Source organism: Roseomonas chloroacetimidivorans, from assembly GCF_049629625.1.
Taxonomy (GTDB): domain Bacteria; phylum Pseudomonadota; class Alphaproteobacteria; order Acetobacterales; family Acetobacteraceae; genus Roseomonas; species Roseomonas chloroacetimidivorans.
Genome location: NZ_JBNBZS010000004.1, coordinates 117,027 through 135,150 on the forward strand (window position 1 = coordinate 117,027; position 18,124 = coordinate 135,150).

General features: G+C 69.0%; 20 protein-coding genes. 13 read left to right on the plus strand and 7 right to left on the minus strand.

Going from position 1 to position 18,124, the window contains the following annotated elements:
* Positions 1-46: 46 nt before the first annotated feature.
* Positions 47-925, minus strand: coding sequence for a DUF58 domain-containing protein (locus ACO1BU_RS04465; RefSeq protein WP_424134707.1), 879 nt, complete (start codon positions 923-925; stop codon positions 47-49).
* Complete coding sequence (locus tag ACO1BU_RS04470; RefSeq protein WP_424134872.1) at positions 918-1,934, minus strand: AAA family ATPase; 1,017 nt, start codon at positions 1,932-1,934, stop codon at positions 918-920. The genes ACO1BU_RS04465 and ACO1BU_RS04470 overlap by 8 nt, the downstream gene beginning before the upstream one ends.
* Before the next feature lie 140 nt (positions 1,935-2,074).
* Between ACO1BU_RS04470 and ACO1BU_RS04475 the strand changes: the two genes are divergently transcribed.
* On the plus strand, positions 2,075-2,701 hold the full coding sequence (locus tag ACO1BU_RS04475; protein ID WP_424134708.1) for a DUF1285 domain-containing protein: 627 nt from the start codon (positions 2,075-2,077) through the stop codon (positions 2,699-2,701).
* Positions 2,698-3,315 carry a CoA pyrophosphatase gene (locus ACO1BU_RS04480; protein ID WP_424134709.1) on the plus strand — a complete coding sequence of 206 codons (618 nt, stop codon included), beginning with the start codon at positions 2,698-2,700 and terminating at the stop codon, positions 3,313-3,315. The genes ACO1BU_RS04475 and ACO1BU_RS04480 overlap by 4 nt, the downstream gene beginning before the upstream one ends.
* A gap of 4 nt (positions 3,316-3,319) precedes the next feature.
* Here ACO1BU_RS04480 and ACO1BU_RS04485 read toward each other — a convergent pair whose 3' ends face one another.
* Positions 3,320-4,027 (minus strand): SDR family oxidoreductase, encoded by a 708-nt coding sequence (locus tag ACO1BU_RS04485; protein WP_424134710.1) that lies wholly within the window; start codon positions 4,025-4,027, stop codon positions 3,320-3,322.
* Between the two features lie 107 nt (positions 4,028-4,134).
* Here ACO1BU_RS04485 and ACO1BU_RS04490 point away from each other — a divergent pair, with 107 nt between their 5' ends.
* The 5 genes from ACO1BU_RS04490 to ACO1BU_RS04510 all read left to right on the plus strand — a co-directional run bounded on the left by ACO1BU_RS04490 (position 4,135) and on the right by ACO1BU_RS04510 (position 8,609).
* Positions 4,135-4,455 (plus strand): hypothetical protein, encoded by a 321-nt coding sequence (locus ACO1BU_RS04490; RefSeq protein ID WP_424134711.1) that lies wholly within the window; start codon positions 4,135-4,137, stop codon positions 4,453-4,455.
* Positions 4,456-4,463: 8 nt separating this feature from the next.
* Positions 4,464-5,744 (plus strand): CCA tRNA nucleotidyltransferase, encoded by a 1,281-nt coding sequence (locus ACO1BU_RS04495; RefSeq protein WP_424134712.1) that lies wholly within the window; start codon positions 4,464-4,466, stop codon positions 5,742-5,744.
* 45 nt (positions 5,745-5,789) lie between these two features.
* Positions 5,790-6,185 (plus strand): DoxX family protein, encoded by a 396-nt coding sequence (locus ACO1BU_RS04500; RefSeq protein ID WP_424134713.1) that lies wholly within the window; start codon positions 5,790-5,792, stop codon positions 6,183-6,185.
* Positions 6,186-6,267: 82 nt separating this feature from the next.
* A complete protein-coding gene (locus tag ACO1BU_RS04505) occupies positions 6,268-8,037 on the plus strand; it encodes an ABC transporter ATP-binding protein (RefSeq protein ID WP_424134714.1) in 1,770 nt (589 codons plus the stop codon).
* Between the two features lie 26 nt (positions 8,038-8,063).
* Entirely contained in the window at positions 8,064-8,609 is a 546-nt protein-coding gene (locus tag ACO1BU_RS04510; RefSeq protein WP_424134715.1) for a HutD/Ves family protein, read from the plus strand.
* A 36-nt stretch (positions 8,610-8,645) separates the two neighbouring features.
* On the opposite strand, the gene ACO1BU_RS04515 is transcribed toward ACO1BU_RS04510, so the two are convergent.
* On the minus strand, positions 8,646-9,320 hold the full coding sequence (locus tag ACO1BU_RS04515; protein WP_424134716.1) for a tyrosine-protein phosphatase: 675 nt from the start codon (positions 9,318-9,320) through the stop codon (positions 8,646-8,648).
* Between the two features lie 105 nt (positions 9,321-9,425).
* Between ACO1BU_RS04515 and ACO1BU_RS04520 the strand changes: the two genes are divergently transcribed.
* Both ACO1BU_RS04520 and ACO1BU_RS04525 read left to right on the plus strand, forming a co-directional pair.
* Positions 9,426-9,629, plus strand: coding sequence for a hypothetical protein (locus ACO1BU_RS04520; protein ID WP_424134717.1), 204 nt, complete (start codon positions 9,426-9,428; stop codon positions 9,627-9,629).
* A 3-nt stretch (positions 9,630-9,632) separates the two neighbouring features.
* Positions 9,633-9,851 (plus strand): hypothetical protein, encoded by a 219-nt coding sequence (locus ACO1BU_RS04525; RefSeq protein WP_424134718.1) that lies wholly within the window; start codon positions 9,633-9,635, stop codon positions 9,849-9,851.
* Positions 9,852-10,123: 272 nt separating this feature from the next.
* On the opposite strand, the gene ACO1BU_RS04530 is transcribed toward ACO1BU_RS04525, so the two are convergent.
* Both ACO1BU_RS04530 and hemF read right to left on the minus strand, forming a co-directional pair.
* Positions 10,124-11,101 carry a Bug family tripartite tricarboxylate transporter substrate binding protein gene (locus ACO1BU_RS04530; protein WP_424134719.1) on the minus strand — a complete coding sequence of 326 codons (978 nt, stop codon included), beginning with the start codon at positions 11,099-11,101 and terminating at the stop codon, positions 10,124-10,126.
* A 65-nt stretch (positions 11,102-11,166) separates the two neighbouring features.
* Entirely contained in the window at positions 11,167-12,027 is an 861-nt protein-coding gene (hemF, locus tag ACO1BU_RS04535; RefSeq protein ID WP_424134873.1) for an oxygen-dependent coproporphyrinogen oxidase, read from the minus strand.
* 298 nt (positions 12,028-12,325) lie between these two features.
* Here hemF and petA point away from each other — a divergent pair, with 298 nt between their 5' ends.
* From petA to ACO1BU_RS04550, 3 genes are all read left to right on the plus strand, one after another.
* Positions 12,326-12,934, plus strand: coding sequence for a ubiquinol-cytochrome c reductase iron-sulfur subunit (gene petA, locus ACO1BU_RS04540; protein ID WP_424134720.1), 609 nt, complete (start codon positions 12,326-12,328; stop codon positions 12,932-12,934).
* A 69-nt stretch (positions 12,935-13,003) separates the two neighbouring features.
* Positions 13,004-14,269, plus strand: a complete 1,266-nt coding sequence (locus ACO1BU_RS04545) for a cytochrome b (protein WP_481133210.1) — start codon at positions 13,004-13,006, stop codon at positions 14,267-14,269.
* Positions 14,269-15,057, plus strand: coding sequence for a cytochrome c1 (locus tag ACO1BU_RS04550; RefSeq protein WP_424134722.1), 789 nt, complete (start codon positions 14,269-14,271; stop codon positions 15,055-15,057). The genes ACO1BU_RS04545 and ACO1BU_RS04550 overlap by 1 nt, the downstream gene beginning before the upstream one ends.
* Before the next feature lie 123 nt (positions 15,058-15,180).
* On the opposite strand, the gene ACO1BU_RS04555 is transcribed toward ACO1BU_RS04550, so the two are convergent.
* Positions 15,181-17,001, minus strand: a complete 1,821-nt coding sequence (locus tag ACO1BU_RS04555) for a putative bifunctional diguanylate cyclase/phosphodiesterase (protein WP_424134723.1) — start codon at positions 16,999-17,001, stop codon at positions 15,181-15,183.
* 228 nt (positions 17,002-17,229) lie between these two features.
* Between ACO1BU_RS04555 and ACO1BU_RS04560 the strand changes: the two genes are divergently transcribed.
* Positions 17,230-18,117, plus strand: coding sequence for an S-methyl-5'-thioadenosine phosphorylase (locus tag ACO1BU_RS04560; RefSeq protein ID WP_424134724.1), 888 nt, complete (start codon positions 17,230-17,232; stop codon positions 18,115-18,117).
* Positions 18,118-18,124 lie beyond the last annotated feature (7 nt).

An 18,124-nucleotide genomic window follows, 5' to 3' on the forward strand; every position in this document is an offset into this window, starting at 1 on the left:
TCTCCAGGCAGGTTGAGGCGGGTCCGAATTCCACCCTCTCCGTCGTTCATCGCGCCCCCTGTGGCGCCAAAGCCTGCCAGAGCGCCATCAGGGCAGCTTCCGGCGGATGGTCCGTGCGGTGCGACAACAGGCGAAAGCCGAGTGACGCCGCGAGGGCCGAAAGCCCCTCGCGATGTACGGCCATGCGTTCCTCGTAGAGGGCGCGGATACCCTCCACACGTGGAACCAGCGCGGCATCAGTGCCGTCCAGCGGCTCGAAGCGCACCCGGCCGCCATAGGGCAGGGTCTCCTCCGCCGAGTCATGCAGCGCGACCATGGTTCCGCGCACCCCGGCGGCGGCCAGGGGCGCCAGCATGGCCCGCAGCTCGGGCAGGGGCGCCAGAAAGTCGCTGAACAGCACGGTGCGCGCATGGCGCGGCAGGCTTTCATCGACGGGTGGGCCCGACTGCCCCTCCAGCCGCATCGCCAGTTCCGGCAATGCGCCCCGTCCGGATAAGCCGCGACCGCCACCCATCAACCGCACCCGCTCCCCGCCGCGCAGCAGGAGCGAGGAGAGTGCCAGCGCCAGCAGATCCGCCCGCGCACGCTTGGTGGGGCGCGACGTTGCGCCGGACCAATCCATGCCTGGTGAGGAATCCCGCCACAGCGCCACGGTCTGGGCCGATTCCCACTCCGTTTCCCGCAAGTAGAGACGGTCGGACTTCGCGCTCTGCCGCCAGTCCACGCGGGCGGCGTCATCGCCGGGCAGATAGGGGCGGAATTGCCAGAAGGCGTCACCCTGGCCGGAGCGGCGGCGGCCATGGACACCCTGCATCACCGTCGCCGCCACGCGCTCCGCAGCCACGACCAGGGGCGGCAGCCGCGCCGCGGTCGCCTCCGCGTGGAGGGGAAGCGTCCTGTTCCCGGTGGAGGCGCGCTCAGCCAAGATCAGCCTTCAGGGCGCCGATCACCTCGGACAATCGGACTCCATCCGCACGGGCGGCGAAGCCCAGCGCCATGCGGTGGCGCAGGATCGGCTCGGCCAGCGCGATCACATCCTCCACGCTGGGCGAGAGGCGTCCATCCAGCACGGCGCGGGCGCGGGTCGCCAGCATCAGCGCCTGGGCGGCGCGGGGCCCCGGTCCCCAGGCCAGATGCTCCTTGACGGCGGGCAGGGTGGCCGTGTCGGGCCGCGCGCCGCGCACCAGGCGCAGGATGGCGTCCAGCACCGCCTCGCCCACCGGCAGGCGGCGGATCAGGGATTGTGCGGCGATCAGCTCGCTGGGGCGCAGTGCGGCCTCCGGCCGGGCCTCGCTGGCGCCGGTGGTGGCCAGCAGCATGGCGCGCTCGGCGGCCTCGTCGGGGTAGCCGATCTCGATCTCCAGCAGGAAGCGGTCGAGCTGCGCCTCGGGCAGGGGATAGGTGCCCTCCTGCTCGATCGGGTTCTGGGTGGCCAGCACATGGAAGGGGGCGGGCAGGTCCAGCACCTCGCCGCCCACTGCTACGCGCCGCTCCTGCATGGCCTGCAGCAGCGCGGACTGCGTGCGGGGGGAGGCGCGGTTGATCTCGTCGGCCATCAGCAGCTGGCAGAAAACCGGCCCGCGCAGGAAGCGGAAGGCGCGACGGCCGCCTTCGCCTTCCTCCAGCACCTCGGAGCCCAGGATGTCGGAGGGCATGAGGTCCGGGGTGAACTGCACGCGGCGGGCATCGAGGCCCATGACCGTGCCCAGCGTCTCCACGAGCTTCGTCTTGCCCAGGCCCGGCACGCCGACCAGAAGCATGTGCCCGCCAGCGAGAAGGGTGACGAGCGCCTGCTCCACCACATCCTCCTGGCCCAGGATCACCTGGCCGACGGCAGCCCGCACCCTGGCGAGCCGGGCGGAGAGCGCCTCGGCCTCGGTCAGAAGTTTCTCGGCATTGCCTGACGCTTCCGTGACGCTGGGCACTTCAACCATACGCACGCCCTTTCCATATTGCCGGTGGGTAACACCCGGCCCCCCGTCCTCTCCAACACATGGAGGCGTGCCGGAGGATTCGGGAGGGTAGGACCCTTCGATGGCGCGGAGAAAGTCACATGGCGCTGGGGATGCATGATATGACAGCTGGCCGTGAACCGGCCCCGGCCGTGGTCGCAGGAGCTTTGGCCCGCCAACCCCGCACGATCTGCGGCGATTTCCATATGCGGATCGCCCGCGATGGCACCTGGTACTATCAGGGCAGCCCGATCGGCCGGAAGGAACTGGTCTGCCTTTTCGCCTCAGTCCTGAAGCGGGAGGCGGATGGCAGTTACTGGCTGGAAACCCCGGTCGAGCGTGGACGGATCGAGGTAGAGGACGCGCCCTTCGTGGCCGTGGAGCTCAACTGGGGCCATTGCTGCGGTGAGGGGGCCTGCGATTCCGGCGGCTCGCCGGTCCGCCGCGCCCGTCAGTGCCTGACCTTCCGCACCAATCTGGACGAGATGGTCACGGCCGACGAGGAACATCCGATCCGTGTCGAGATCGACCCGGTGACGCGCGAGCCGCGCCCCTACATCACGGTCCGCCCCGGGCTCGAGGCGCGGATCAGCCGTCCGGTTTTCTATGAGCTCGTGGCCCTGGCCCAGCCGGAGACGGTGGACGGTCGCGAGGTGATGGGCGTCTGGAGCCAGGGCGTCTTCTTCATGATCGACGACAGCCCTGCCGAGGACGAGATCATCGACGCTTTGGACGACGAGGTGGCGTGAGCGCCCCAGCCGCCGGTCGTCTTCCGGCCGTTCTGCTGCCTTCCCTGAGTTCCGCTGAAGTGGAGGAGCGCCTGTCCGACCCGGCGCGCCTTGCCCGCGCCGATGCGGATGTGCAGCCCCCGGCGGGCGCCCGCCGCTCCGCCGTGCTGGTGCCGATCCTGCTGCACGAGGCACCGACTATCCTGCTGACCCGGCGGGCCGCCACCCTCTCCTCCCATGCCGGGCAGGTCGCCTTTCCCGGCGGCCGGATCGAGCCGGGCGAGACACCCGAGGCCGCCGCCCTGCGCGAGGCCGCCGAGGAGGTGGGGCTGGACCCCCGCCTGCCGCGCTTGGCTGGCCGGCTGCCTGCGCTGGTGACCGGTACGGGCTTCCATGTGATTCCCGTGGTCGCCCTGCTGGACCCGCCGGTGACCCTCACACCCGCGCCTGCCGAGGTGGCGGAGGTGTTCGAATATCCGCTGGACCGCCTGCTGGACCCGGCCTCGCCTGAGCGGCGGAGTGGGGTCTTTGGCGGCCGGCACCGGGAATACTGGGCCTGGCCGCACGAAACCCAGACCATCTGGGGCGCGACCGCCAACATGCTGCGGAGCTTGGCGATCACGCTGCGGGACTGACCGTTCAGGTCAGGTGCAGACCCCCATCCACATCCAGCACGATGCCGGTGACAAAGGCGTTGCGGATCAGGAACAGCACCGCATCCGCCACCTCCTCCGGCTGGCCGGGGCGGGCCAGAGGGGCCTTGCGCGCCTGTTCCTGAAACAGGCCGGCCGGCTTGTCGGCCCACCAGGGCGTCTCAATCACGCCGGGAGAAACCGCATTGACCCGCAGGGGCGCCAACTCCCGCGCCAGGGTGGGCACCATCCGCTCGATCGCACCATTCACCGCCGCCAGCCCCGAGGTGCCGGGATTGGCGAGGCGGGATGAGGCGGCCGTCACGAAGGTGATGGATCCACCCGCCTCCAGCGTGGGAAGAGCGAGTTGCGCGGCGTTCCATTGGGCCCAGAACTTCGCCTCGAAGCCTGCCCGCAACCCGTCCGCGTCCAGCTTGGCAAAGGGACCTGCGCCACGTCCGCCGGAGGCGGCCAGGACGAGGTGCTGGAAAGGCCCGAGCCTCTGGAAGAAGGCCGCCATCGTATCCCGGTTCCCGGCATCGAGCGCCGTGCCGCGCGCGGCCGGACCGATCGCTGCGACCGCGCTGTCGAGCTTAGCCGCATCCCGCCCCACGATGACGACCCGCGCCCCTTGGCCCGCGGCCATCTGGGCCGTCGCGAGCCCAATGCCGGAGGAGCCGCCGATCACAACCACGGTATTCCGCTCAAGGAACATGGGAACCGCCTTTCGCCATGGCATTCCTCATCAGGAAAGCCCGTGGGAGGCCGTGGAGGAAGGCCACCCTACCGGCGGATCACAGCCGGCGGCATAAGGGACGGCCCATGCCCTATCTTGTCGAGGCGATCCTTTTCCTGGCCCCCTTCGCCCTCTACGGGATTTGGCTGCGGCTGAATCCCGGCCGGGCCGTGGGCGCCCATATCGTCGCGCTCGCCCTGGTGGGCCTGGCCATCGCGATCGGCGGGGCGATCTGGTACGGGCTCTCGCGCGGGATGGACCCGGGTGCCGCCTATGTGCCGCCCCGCATGACCCCGAAAGGGATCGAGGCTGGCCATGGCGCCCCCGCGCGTCCGCCGGGCCCTTGGCCGCCGCCAGCCGCCATCCCGGCCCCGCCGCCGCCGCATGAGGGACCATCGCCCCGATGACCGGTCCCATGGATGACCCGCCCGTTGCCCGGATCGACCCGCCCGGCTTCCTCGCGGAGCCGGCCGCCGCCGCCGTGCTGGCGGCCCTGCCGGGCGCGCGGGCTGTGGGCGGGGCGGTGCGCGATGCCCTGGCCGGCCGCCCGGTGGCTGATATGGATGTGGCCGCTCCCTTCCCGCCGGAGGAGATTGCCGCCCGCCTGACCGCCGCAGGGCTGCGCGTGCACGAGACCGGCCTGGCCCATGGCACCCTGACCGCCGTGCTGGATGGCGAGCCCGTGGAGGTGACGAGCCTGCGCCGCGACCTGGTGACCGACGGCCGCCACGCCGTGGTGGAATGGACCACCGACTGGCGGGAAGACGCGGCACGGCGCGACTTCACCATGAACGCCCTTTCCCTCTCGGCCGAGGGCGATCTCTGGGACTATTTCGGCGGGCGTGAGGACCTGGCGGCTGGAAGGGTGCGCTTCGTTGGCGATCCCGCGACCCGGCTCGCGGAGGACCATCTCCGCGCCCTCCGCTATTTCCGCTTTCAGGCCCGCTATGGCCGGGGCGAGCCCGATCCGGCGGCCGTAGCCGCCATCCGCGACGCCGTACCCTTTCTCTCCCGGCTTTCGGTCGAGCGGGTCTGGATGGAGCTGAAGCGCCTTCTTACCGCCCCGGACCCGTCCGGGGCCGTGGCGCTGATGGAGGAGACGGGGGTGCTGCCCGCGGTTCTCGGTCCGGACTCCCTTGGCGCCTCGCGCCATCTTCGCGCCCTGGCGGAGATTGGCGCCCCCGCCGACCCGATGCTGCGCTTCGACGCCCTGCTGACCCATGGCACGGCCGAGGCAGCCCGCCGGCTGAAGGCTTCAAACGAGGAGGTGCAGCGCCTCGTCGCCCGCTATCGCGCGGGGCACGACATCCTGCCCATGCAGCCCGACATCGCCGCCGGCGGGCCGGATGACGACGCGCTGCGGCGCCTGCTGGCCGACCAGGAGGCGGAGCGCCTTCTGGATGCAGCCTGGCTCCGGCAGGCCGTCAACCGCGCCTGGGGCTGGCAGGGGCCCGATGAGGCCGCCTGGGCCCGGTTCCGGAACCGGCTGGCCGCCATGCCGCGCCCCGTCTTCCCCCTGCAAGGCCGCGACGCGCTGGCCATGGGGGTGAAGCCAGGGCCTGAAATGGGTCGTCTCCTGGCCGAGACGCGCCGCTGGTGGCTTGAGGGCGGTTGCACCGCCGATGCCCAGGCCTGTCGCTCGCGATTGGCGGAACTGATGAGCGACATTCACGGGAAGTCGCTTCCGAAACGCTGATGCCCTGGGTTACGGGTTATCCATCCCCGAATCGAAGGCCTCGCCATGTCTCCTGCCCTCAATGTCTGGGCTCCCCGCATACTCTCCGTGCTGCGGATCGTCGCGGCGCTGATCTTCCTGCTGCATGGCACGCAGAAGCTGTTCGGCTTCCCGGCCCCGCCCGCCAGCGGCTTGCCGCCGATCATGTCCATCTACGGTATCGGCGCGATCCTGGAACTGGTGGGCGGCATCCTGCTGCTGCTGGGCGCCTTCACCCGGCCGGTGGCCTTCATCCTCTCCGGCGAGATGGCCGTGGCCTATTGGATGTTCCACGCGCCCCGGAATCTCTACCCCACCCTGAATGGCGGCGACGCCGCCATCCTCTACTGCTTCGTCTTCCTCTACCTCGTCTTCGCCGGCCCGGGGCCCTGGAGCGTGGACGCCGCGCGCCGCAAGGCCTGACCGGCTGCCGGGGAGGCCCCCTTCGCCTCCCCGGCTCCCTTCGCTCTGGCCATCAACGGGCGGGCGGAGTAACCGCGCGCCCATGGCCCCCAAGACCAAGGCTCGGCGCCTCGATCCCGACACGACGCGCGCCCTGGTGGCGCGGCTCTGGCAGGAGGAGGTGCGGCAGCATCCCCGCCGCATCATCCTCGCCCTGGTCTGCACCGGGCTCGTGGCCGCGCTGACCGCCCTCTACCCCGTGGTGATCCAGCAGGCCTTCGACCTGTTCACCGCGGGCGACCAGCGCATCGTCTGGGCCATCCCGCCTGCCATCATCCTGCTGACCGTCGCCAAGGCGCTGGCGCAATACGGCCAGGCCGTCGCGATCGCCTCCACCGTGCTGCGGGTGATCGAGGGGCTGCAGAACCGCCTTTTCCATGCCCTGACCCGCGCCGATTTCGCCACCGTCTCGCGGGAGGCGCCCGCCCGCCATGCCGCGCGCTTCACCGCCGACGCCGCCGCGATCCGGGAGGCACTGGGCAAGGCGATCAACGCCATCGCCGATGTCCTGACCGTGGTGGGGCTGGTCGCCTCCATGATTTGGCTGGACTGGAAGATGTCGCTGATTGCGGCGCTGCTCTATCCGGTGGCGGTGGTGCCGATCCTGCGGCTGGGCAAGCGCATCCGCCGGGCCTCGGGTGGCATGCAGGAGCGGGTGGGGGAGGCGGCGGCCAGCCTGACCGAGAGCTTCGCCGCCGCCCGCGTGGTCCGCAGCTACCGGCTGGAGGAGGCGGAGGAGGCCCGCGCCCAAAAGCTCTTTGCCCATCTCCGCGCCAGCCTTCTCTCCATCGCCCGCACCCGCGCGAGCCTCGATCCGATGCTGGAGGCGATCGGCGGCGTGGCGGTGGCGGCCATCCTTGCCCTGGTCGGCTGGCGCGTCAGCCAGGGGGAGGGGACGGTGGGCGAGTTCACCGGCTTCATAGCCGCGCTGCTGATCGCGGCGCGCCCGGTGCGCGCGCTGGGCAGCCTGAACGCCGCCTTGCAGGAGGGGCTGGCGGGCCTCGCGCGGGTGAATGCCGTGATCGACGCGCCGCGCCGGATCACGAGTCCGCCCAACGCGCCCGCCCTGCCCCAAGGCAGCGGCCGCATCGCCTTTGAGGATGTCCACTTCGCTTATGAGGATGGCCGCGTCGCGCTGGACGGCGTGCGCTTCGTCGCGGAGCCCGGCCGCACGGTCGCCCTGGTCGGCCCTTCCGGAGCCGGCAAGTCCACCGCTCTGGCGCTTGTGCCGCGCCTCTATGACGCGACGGCCGGCCGCGTGACGATCGATGGCGCCGATATCCGCGCCGTGTCGCTGGAATCCCTGCGAGACGCCATCGCCTATGTCGGCCAGGACGCGACGGTGTTTGATGACACGGCCCTCGCCAACATCGCCTGCGGCCGCCCCGGCGCCACGGTGCAGGAGGTGGAGGACGCCGCCCGTGCCGCCGCCGCGCATGACTTCATCACCGCGCTGCCCCAGGGCTATGGCACCGTGCTTGGGCCGGGCGGCGCGCGGCTTTCCGGCGGGCAGCGGCAGCGCATCTCCCTGGCGCGCGCCTTGTTGCGCAATCCGCGTGTTCTGCTGCTGGACGAGGCGACGAGCGCGCTGGACACGGCCAGCGAGGCTGCGGTGCAGGCTGCGCTTGCGCGGCTCCGTGCGGGACGCACGACGCTGGTGGTGGCGCACCGCCTTTCCACCGTGCGGGATGCGGACCTGATTGTGGTGATGCAGGGCGGGCGCGTGGCCGAGTCCGGCACGCATGAGGCGTTGCTGGCGCAAGGCGGCCTCTATGCCAGCCTGGTGCACGCGCAGGCCTTCGTGGCGGCCTGAGGTGTCGCCCAGGGAGAGAGTAGGAAGTGGCCTCATCCATCATCCGGGCCCCCGATTTGCGTCCGCGCCCCTGGCCGAATGGGCTCGGCACCACGCGGGACGTGGCCTCGGGCGAGGGCTGGCAGATGGGCGTCGCCGATCTGGCTGGGGAGGCCGCCTTCTCTCATTTCGCCGGGCTGGACCGGGTCTTCACGATCATTAAGGGCGCTGGCGCCACACTCGAACTGGAGGGGCGCGGCCCGTTGCCCTGTCCTCCGCTGGTGCCGACCAGCTTTCCCGGGGATGTGCCCACCTACTATCGGCCGCGAGCCGGGGCAGGGCGCGCCTTCAACGTCATCACCGATCGCGCGATGTTTGAAGCGCGGGTCGCCGTATGCAGCATCGCGGCTTCGCACCAGGTCGGCCTTCCCGTGGGATGCCTGGCCGTGTTCTGCGCTGAGGGCGCGGTTGAGATGGGCGGGAAGACGCTGGAAGCCGGAGACACGATGCTGCATCCGGGTCCGGAACCCGTTCGGGCCGCCAGCGTCGCGGCCATCGTGATTGTGGTCGAACTCCACCCGAAACAGGGATAGGCGGAACTGCTGGGCCGTTAAGGCAGGCGGAAGCCCCTATTCCCGCCGCAGCACCCCATCCACCAGCCGGTCCGCCCAGGCGCGGCTGCGGAACGCGGTCCGCAGTCCGGCCTCGTCATATTCGTCCCGCACCCAGTCCAGGAAAGGCAGCCGCCCCTCCGCCTGACGCGCATAGAGGCGGAAAAAAGCATCCAGGATACCGGTGCGGGAGGAGCTGACATGGCCGTGGCGCCAGTGCAGCTGGCCCAGCGCCTCGGCGCTCGTCCGGCCCTCCAGTAGCAGGAAGATGCCGGCGGCCAGCCCCGTGCGGTCCGCGCCCGATTTGCAATGGAGCAGGGCGGGCTCCTCCATTTCCGCGTAGATCCCGGCCAGGCGCAGGATGCGGTCCCGGTGCGGGGCCCCGCGGCTCTCGAAGGGCGCGTCGATATGGATGAGGCCCAGCCGTGCCGCTTCGGCGCGGGAGAGGGCGTCGGAGCCACAATCCAGACGCTCGCCGCGCAAATTGATCACTGTTTTCAGCCCGAAGCGCCGCGTGGCGTCCCGCAGCTGCCAGGGGGAGGGATGGTTGGAGCGGTAGAGCCGCCCGGGAACCACCACGCCCCAGTTGCGCCAGCCCTGGCGCAGGATCGCGTGGTCCACGAAGAGGCTGTTCGCCAAAGCGGCCCGGCGTCCCGCCGGTGTCGTCAGGTCATAATTGGCGCTGGGCGGCATGAGGGGGACATAGGGCGGGGGAGGGCGGAAGGGCAACGCCGGGGGAAACATCCCTCACCGCACGGGCGTTAACCCACTCTCTGAGGGAAGTAGAGGAGGCCCGCCATGTCCAAAGCCCATATGCCGCCGGTTCCGCCGGCCAATCAGGCGCCCAATCACGGAGGCAACACGCCGGGCCAGGGTGAGGTGAACCCGAAGGAGGCCAAGAACACCGCCGCCAACCGGGCCAAGTATGATCCGGGCCAGCAGGGCATCACAGGCGGCACCGGCATCAACACCCACCACCAGGGCTATCAGCAGGATCGTTGAACCATGCCGAAGGGAAATGCCGATACGGACCGCTCCGCCGGTGGGCCGGGCAGTAGCCATCAGGGCGGCAACCATGGCCATGCCCATCGGGAGAAGGGGGGGCATACTGTGCCCGGCGCCCCGACCAATGCCGCCAAGAGCCAGGTTTCGGGCGGTGGGGGCGAGCGCGACAGCCATCACACCCATGACCCCAAGATGAAGGGCGAGCGCACGGGGTACTGACCGGCGCCGATCAGTCCGGGCGCGGCTGATCCGGCCGTGCCCGGGCCTCACCGCCTTCCCGCCTGCGCCCGAGGGGCGTCCGGCGGGCCGGGCGGCGCAGCCTGTCAGGCGTGCTGTTTCTTTCCGAGCGGGCGCCTAGGCTGACGGATCGGCCAGGGCCCGGGCTGGATACAGGCCCCGCGCCGTCCAGTTCTGTGACGAGGCGCTGCCGGAATGCAGCGGGTCGGCTTTCCGGCATCGCGGACGGGGCCTCTGCAGCGCCCCGCAAGCCGTCAGTCGGCCCGCGCCCCGGTCAGGCGCACCGCCTCCTGCCACATCGGCCGCTCCTTCCTGCCGCGTTCCACCGCTTCTTCCGGGGTGGACCAGAGGAGCTTCGTGCCGGCCTGCAGGGACCGCCGCTGCACCGCAGGATCCTCAGTGATCACCTTCAGCGTGGCGTTGAGCTTGTCCACGATCGGCCTTGGCATGCCGGCAGGCGCGACGAAGGCCGCCCAGGAGGTGATGACAAAATCCGGTATTCCCGCCTCGGCCATGGTCGGGATGTCCGGCAGGCTCGGCCAGCGTTCGGAGTCGGTCACGGCGAAGGCCCGCATCCGCCCTTCCTGAATGATGGGGATGTAGGAGGCGAGATTGTCGATCGCGCAGGTCAGGTCGCCCGCCAGCATGGCCGGCGTGATCTGTGCCGCGCCGCGGAAGGGCACGTGTTCGGCGTTCAGCTTCAGCCGATGGGCGAGGAGCGCACCCGAGAGATGCGCGGTGGTGCCCACGCCGGGGCTACCATAGCTGATTCCCTGCGACCGCTCCCGCGACCAGGTGATGAACTCCTGCAGCGTGCGGGCCGGGCAGTGCTGGCTGCTGACCACCACCACGTTCGGCATCTGATAGGTGAGGGCGACCGCCACGAAATCGCGGTCGATATCCCAGGGTATGCGCGAATAGAGGAACTGGTTGATCGAGAACTGGCCGATCGTGGCCATGCCCAGCGTGTATCCATCGGGCGCCGACTTCGCGACGGCGTCCATCCCGATATTGCCGCCGGCCCCCGGCCGGTTCTCGATCACGAAGCTCTGGCCGAGGCGCTGCTGAAGCTGCTCGGCATAGATCCGCGTCATCACATCGGTGGAGCCGCCGGGCGGGAAGGGAACGATGATTCGAATGGTACGGTTGGGCCAGTCACTGGACTGAGCGGAGGCGGGCCTGATGAAAGGCAGGGCCAGCCCTGCCCCGAGAAGGGGGCGGCGTGAGATCATGGAGGCTCCCTCGACCTTGTGGTTGCCCCCAGACTAGCCAGCCTGGCGTCATGGCCGCCAGGGGGCTACGGCCAGCGCACCTCCGGCGGCATGGACATCAGGATCGCCTCCACATTCCCGCCCGTTCGCAGGCCGAAGAGCGTGCCGCGGTCATGAAGAAGGTTGAACTCCACGTAACGGCCGCGGCGGATGAGCTGCTGATCGCGTTCCTCCGCGGTCCAGGGCTCATGCATGCGGCGGCGGATGATGGTGGGATAGGCGGCAAGGAAGGCCTCGCCCACGTCGCGAGTGAAGGCGAAATGGTCGGGCAGGCGCGAATCGTCCGGGTCGTCCCGGCCGAGCCAGTCATAGAAGATGCCTCCCAGGCCGCGCGGCTCGTTTCGATGGGGCAGGAAGAAGTACTCGTCGCACCAATTCTTGAAGCGGGGGTAATAGGCAGGGTCGTGCCGGTCGCAGGCCTCCTGGAAGGCAGCGTGGAAGTCCGCCGCGTCGGCCTGGGCCTCCCGCGAATCGGGGAACATCGGCGTGATGTCCCCTCCGCCGCCGAACCAGGTCCGGCGCGTCGTGATGAAGCGCGTGTTCATATGGGCCGCCGGCACGAGGGGGGAGCGCATATGCGCCACCAGCGAAACCCCGGTGGCCAGAAAGCGCGGATCCTCCTCCGCCCCCGGGATCTGGCGCCGGAATTCGGGGCTGAACTCGCCCCAGACCGTGGAGACATTCACCCCCACCTTCTCGAAAACACGGCCCCGCATCACCGACATGACGCCGCCGCCGCCCTCCGGCCGGTCCCAGGGGGTGCGGACGAAGCGGCCGGGCGGCAGGTCGGCTTGGGGGCCGGTGGTGCCCTCGTCCTCGATCGCCTCGAAAGTGGCACAAAGCCGGTCACGCAGGCTCTCGAACCAGGCCCGGGCCGGGCCGGCCATCGGGTGATCAATGGGGGTGGAGGCGCCCGCCGGGTGTTCCGGATGCGGGTCCTGCTGAAAGCCTTGTGTCATTCGCGCCATCAACGTGTTGCAGCGCGGGGAGGCGCCGTTGCCACCCCGCGTTCGGGACCGTTATATGACCTTGTCACCGGTCTGGCACCGCGTCCCCGCGCGCGCCCGGCCTCCGCCTCGCGCGCGCGGCCGCACAGGCCGGGTCCGCGGGGACCGAAAGCAACGGCCCACCCGGCGCCCCAACCCAGGGTCCGGAGAAGGGACGGAGAACAGGACGAGCGATCGAATGGCCGATGTGTTGGCTAACCCGCCCCAGACAAGCTCCGCCGAATCCGGGCCGCATCACGCCGACCCCGCAGGTCCGGTGCATGAGGAAGGGCCGGTCCGCCGGGACTTCCTGAAGCTCGCCGCCGGCTCCTTTGCCGCAGTCGGCGTGGGCGTGATGGCCTGGCCCTTCATCCATTCCATGAACCCGAGCCAGGACGTGCTGGCGCTGGCCAGCACCGATGTGGAACTGACCCCGGTCGCCGAGGGGCAGGCCATCACGGTGATGTGGCGCGGCAAGCCCGTTTTCGTGCGCCATCGGACCGCGAAGGAGATCGAGGAGGCCCGCTCCGTCAACATCTCCGAACTGCGTGACCCGGCGACCGACCAGTCCCGTGTGAAGCCCGGCAAGGACCAGTGGCTGATCGTGCTCGGGGTCTGCACCCATCTGGGCTGCGTGCCGCTGGGCCAGAAGCCGACTGACCCGCGCGGCGACTACGACGGCTGGTTCTGCCCCTGCCATGGCAGCCATTACGATACGGCGGGCCGCGTCCGCCGCGGCCCCGCGCCGCTGAACCTCGCCATTCCCGATTACAACTTCACCTCCGACACCCGCGTCCGGGTCGGCTGAGGAGCGCACGATATGGCTGGCCCCCGCGAACAACATGAGCTGAGTGATCCGGACAGCGACGTCCGGCACATGCACGACTCAAAGGTGCAGAATCCCGTGCTGCGCTGGATCGACCAGCGCATGCCCGTCATCTCGATGATCCAGCTCGAGTATGGCAGCTTCCCGACGCCCCGGAACTTCAACTACTTCTGGAACTTCGGCGCCATCGCGATGGTGGTGCTGATGATCATGATCGCGACGGGCGTGGTTCTTTCCATGCAGTACGCCGCGAACACGCATCTCGCCTTCGATAGCGTCGAGCGCATCATGCGCGACGTGAACTATGGCTGGCTGCTGCGCTATGCGCATGCGAACGGCGCCAGCATGTTCTTCATCGCCGTCTACATCCACATGTGGCGGTCGCTCTATTACGGCTCCTACAAGTCGCCGCGTGAGTTGCTCTGGATGCTCGGCGTGGTCCTGTTCATCCTGATGATGGCCACGGCCTTCATGGGCTACGTGCTGCCCTGGGGCCAGATGTCCTTCTGGGGCGCCACCGTCATCACGAACCTGTTCTCCGCCCTGCCGCTGGTCGGCCAGCATATCGTGACCTGGCTCTGGGGCGGCTTCTCCGTGGACAATCCCACGCTGAACCGCTTCTTCTCGCTGCACTACCTCCTGCCCTTCGTGATCGTGGGCGTGACCTTCCTCCATGTCGTGGCGCTGCACATCACGGGTAGTAACAACCCGCTGGGCGTCGAGCCGAAGACGAAGAAGGACACCATCCCCTTCCACCCCTACTACACGATCAAGGACAGCTTCGGGATCATCGTCTTCCTGATGGTCTATGCGGTCTTTGTCTTCTTCATGCCGAACTATCTCGGCCACCCCGACAACTACATTCCCGCCAACCCGCTGGTGACGCCCGCGCATATCGTGCCGGAATGGTACTTCCTGCCCTTCTACGCGATCCTGCGCGCGGTTCCGAACAAGCTGGGCGGCGTGGTGCTGATGGGTGGCGCGCTGTTCGTGCTGTTCTTCCTGCCCTGGCTGGATGGCTCGCCGGTGCGTTCCATGCGCTTCCGTCCGATCGCCAAGTGGCTGTTCCTGCTCTGGACGGTGAATTTCGGCGTCCTGACCTGGGTTGGCGGCCGGCCGGCCGAGCAGCCCTATATCCTGATCGCCCAGATCTGCACGGCCTACTACTTCGCCTACTTCCTGGTGATCCTGCCGCTGCTGTCGAAGCTCGAACGCCCGCTGCCCTTGCCCGCAAGCATTGCCGAGGCGGTGCTGGGACGAAGGGGCGGGGGACCCCTGCCTGCCGGCGCTGCCGCCAAGCCGATGGAGAAGGCGTGATGCGCCGCATGATCCCGACCCTGAAGGCCGCCGCCATTGCGGCAGTCCTCGCCGTCGCACCTTCGGCCATCAATGGGGCGGCGCGCGCGCAGGATCACACGATCCACATCCCGGACACGAAGTTCTCCTTTGAGGGGATCTTCGGGACCTACGACCGGGCGTCCGCGCAGCGGGGCTTCCAAGTCTACAAGGAGGTCTGCTCCGCCTGCCATTCGATGAACCAGATCTATTACCGGCATCTCCGCGGGCTGGGCTTCACCGAGGGCCAGGTCCAGGCACTGGCCTCGCAGGCCCAGGTGCAGGACGGGCCGAACGACAATGGCGAGATGTTCGAGCGGCCGGCACGTCCTTCGGACCGCTTCCGCCGGCCCTTCCCGAATGACGCTGCAGCCCGCGCCGCCAATAACGGCGCCCTGCCGCCCGACCTGTCGGTGATGGTGAAGGCGCGTGAGGGCGGGGCGGACTATATCCACGCCCTGCTCACCGGCTATTCCGACCCGCCGGAAGGCGTGACCGTGATGGAGGGGATGCACTACAACAAGTACTTCCCGGGCCATCAGATCGCCATGGCGCCGCCGCTGAACTCCGACGGCCAGGTGACCTATGCGGACGGCACCAATGCCACGATCGACCAGATGGCGACCGATGTCTCCACCTTCCTCGCCTGGGCGGCGGAGCCGGAACTGGAGCAGCGCCGCGCGATGGGCGTGCGCATGATCATCTTCCTGGCGATTCTCGGCGGCCTCGTCTACGCGGTGAAGCGGAAGGTCTGGGCCGAGCTGCACTGAGAGGGGGCCTCCCCCGCTGAAGTAAGAAGCCCCGCTCCGGATTGCCGGAGCGGGGCTTTTCGTTTCACCGGCGGCAGCGCTGGCCGGGGAAACGGCGCTGCCGCTCTCCGGAACAGCCGTAGGTCAGGCACTAGCGGGCAGGCTTCGCCCCAGGGCAGCACAGGCCCGTTCGCAGGCAACAGGCTCGATCTCGCTGATCCGGTCCCAGGCTAAGGGGCGGGAGAAGAAGAAGCCCTGCGCTTGCTTCACGCCCAGGCGCTCCAACACGGCAACCTGCGCCGCCTCCTCCACTCCCTCCGCGAGGGCAGGGATCTCGAGCGCATGAGCCATGTCGGCCACCGCCTCCAGCAGAGCCATGCCCCGCGGGGTGCGCGCGCAATCCGCCACCAGGGAGCGGTCGAGCTTGATGGCGGCGAAGGGATAGCCGCGGAGCCGGGCCAAGGTGCTGTGGCCGCCACCGAAGTCGTCAAGCGATACGTTCACGCCCAGCCGCGCGAGGCCCTCTATGTTCGACCGCGCCGCGGCCTCATCCCCGGCCAGGGAGCCCTCGGTCATCTCGATCATCAGCGCCTCGCCCGCCACGCCGTGCTCGCGCAGAATGGTCGCGACCTGCGCGTCGAAGCCGGGCATGCCGAAGGTGCTGGCGGATGCATTGACCGCAACTATCCAGTGCGGGCGGTCTGCGGCAATCAGCCGGCAGGCCTCGCCGAGGACCCAGCGATCGAGCATGCCGGAATACCCCATGCCCTCGATCACCGGCAGCACATCCGCCGGCCGCAAAGAGAGGGCGGTTTCCGTCCGCCAGCGCAGCAACGCCTCTACCGATGTGATCTCGCACCGCTCTAGGTCCATGATGGGCTGGAAGACGAGATGGAAGGGCACGGTGCCGCCGGGCGCGAAGGCCTCGCGCAGCAGCGCCTCCAGCGTGACCCGCCCCACCGCCTTGCGTTCCGGCACCGTGTTGGCGGCGCGGGTGATGCCCCGTCCGGCCCGCTTCGCCGCGTAGAGAGCGGCGTCCGCCCGTTCCATCAGCGTGTGCACGTCGCTCGCGTGCCAGGGCGCGGCGGCGAAGCCGATGGAGCCACGCAGTGGTACGGGCGAGCCGTTCAGTAGAAAGGTGTCGGCGAGGGCCGCATGGATGCGGCTGGCAAGCCCGATCCCGGCATCTGGCCGCTCCACCCCGCGCAGGATGACCATGAACTCGTCGCCGCCCAGCCGGACCACGCTGTCTCCTGTGCGCACCGTGACGCGCAGGCGGCGCGCGACCTCGATCAGCGCCTTGTCGCCTCCGGCATGGCCGTAGGTGTCGTTGATCGGCTTGAAGCCATCCAGGTCGATCATAAGGACGCCGAGGCCCTGCAGATCGGCCTCGGCCAGCATTTCCTCCATGCCTTTCCGGTTGGCCATGCCGGTCAGCGGATCGGTCCGCGCCGCGCGGGACACCTCATGAATGGCGTGTTGCAGCGACAGCGCCGCAGAGACGCCACGCGCCAGGTCCTGCAGACGCTCGATCATCGCCGGGGCGAGTTGCCGCGGCTTCCGATCGAGCACGCAAAGGGTTCCGACCGCGTGGCCACGGGCCCCGTGCAGCGGGGCGCCCGCATAGAATCGGAGATTCGGGTCGTTGATGACCAGGGCATTGTCGCTGAAGCGTGGATCAGCCTTGAGGTCGGGTACGACCATCACCTCATCCGGCCGGAGGATGGCATGGGCGCAGAACGCCGCGTTGCGCGGCATGTTGCCGCTGCTCAATCCCAGGACCGCTTTGAAGAACTGCTCCTGCTCACCCACCAGCGACACAGCCGAGATGGGCATGCCCATGAGGTCGCTTGCCACCCGGAGAAAGGCACCCAGCAAGTCCTCTGTGGCCCGGTCGAAGGAGGCAATATCAGCCACGTCGGCCAGCCGCTCTGCCTCGCTGGCCGGCTTCGGCGCCGATGTCATGCCACCATATCTCCTTCAGGATTGAAAATTCCGAACCGATGATGACAACTCTCAGTTGCTATTCGTAACTCCGGGTTGATTCTATTCCGCTCCCGGTGTCATCGTTCGTTCCGGCTTAAGTATAGCCGCTTTCTGGCACCTCGCACGGATTCGAGCCTAGTTGCTTTTCCTTTGGCTGATCAGGCCTTAGAGCGGGGCACCTCTCACCAGAGTCCTACGGAGCTCGCGATGTCCGACCTGATCACGCCCGTCATCGGCCTCATCGGCGGTTCCGGCCTTTATGACATCGAGGGTCTGGAAGACCGGCGTTGGCAGCGTGTGGAAAGCCCCTGGGGCGAGCCCTCGGACGAATTGCTCTTCGGCACCCTGGGCGGGGTGCGCTGCGTTTTCCTGCCGCGTCACGGCCGGGGGCACCGCATTCCGCCCAGTGAGCTGAACTACCGCGCCAATATCGACATCATGAAGCGTGCCGGCTGCACGGAAATTCTTTCCCTCTCGGCGGTGGGCAGCCTCAATGCCGACCTGCCGCCCGGCAGCTTCGTCATCGTCGATCAGTTCATCGACCGCACCTTCGCCCGCAAGAAGAGCTTCTTTGAGACGGGATGCGTTGCGCATGTGTCGATGGCTCACCCGCTCTGCTCGCGCTTGGGCGACGAGCTGGAGGAGGCTGCGCGCGGAATCGGGCTGAAGTACAAGCGCGGCGGCACCTATCTCGTGATGGAAGGCCCGCAATTCTCCACCAAGGCGGAGAGCGAGCTGTACCGCGCCTGGGGCTGTGACGTGATCGGAATGACGAACATGCCGGAGGCCAAGCTCGCTCGTGAGGCGGAGCTTTGCTACGCGACCGTCGCCATGGTCACCGATTACGACTGCTGGCACCCGGACCATGACCACGTCACCGTCGATGCGGTGGTGAAGGTGATGCTGGAGAATGCCGGCCGCGCCAAGGATCTTGTGCGCGCCGTGGTGCCGGCCCTGGGCAAGCCGCGCGGCCTCTGCCCCTCCGGTTGCGACCGCGCGCTGGACAACGCCATTGTCACCCCGCCGGAGAAGCGTGATCCGGCGCTGGTGGCCAAGCTGGATGCTGTTGCTGGACGGGTGCTAAAGGCAGCCTGATCGCGCT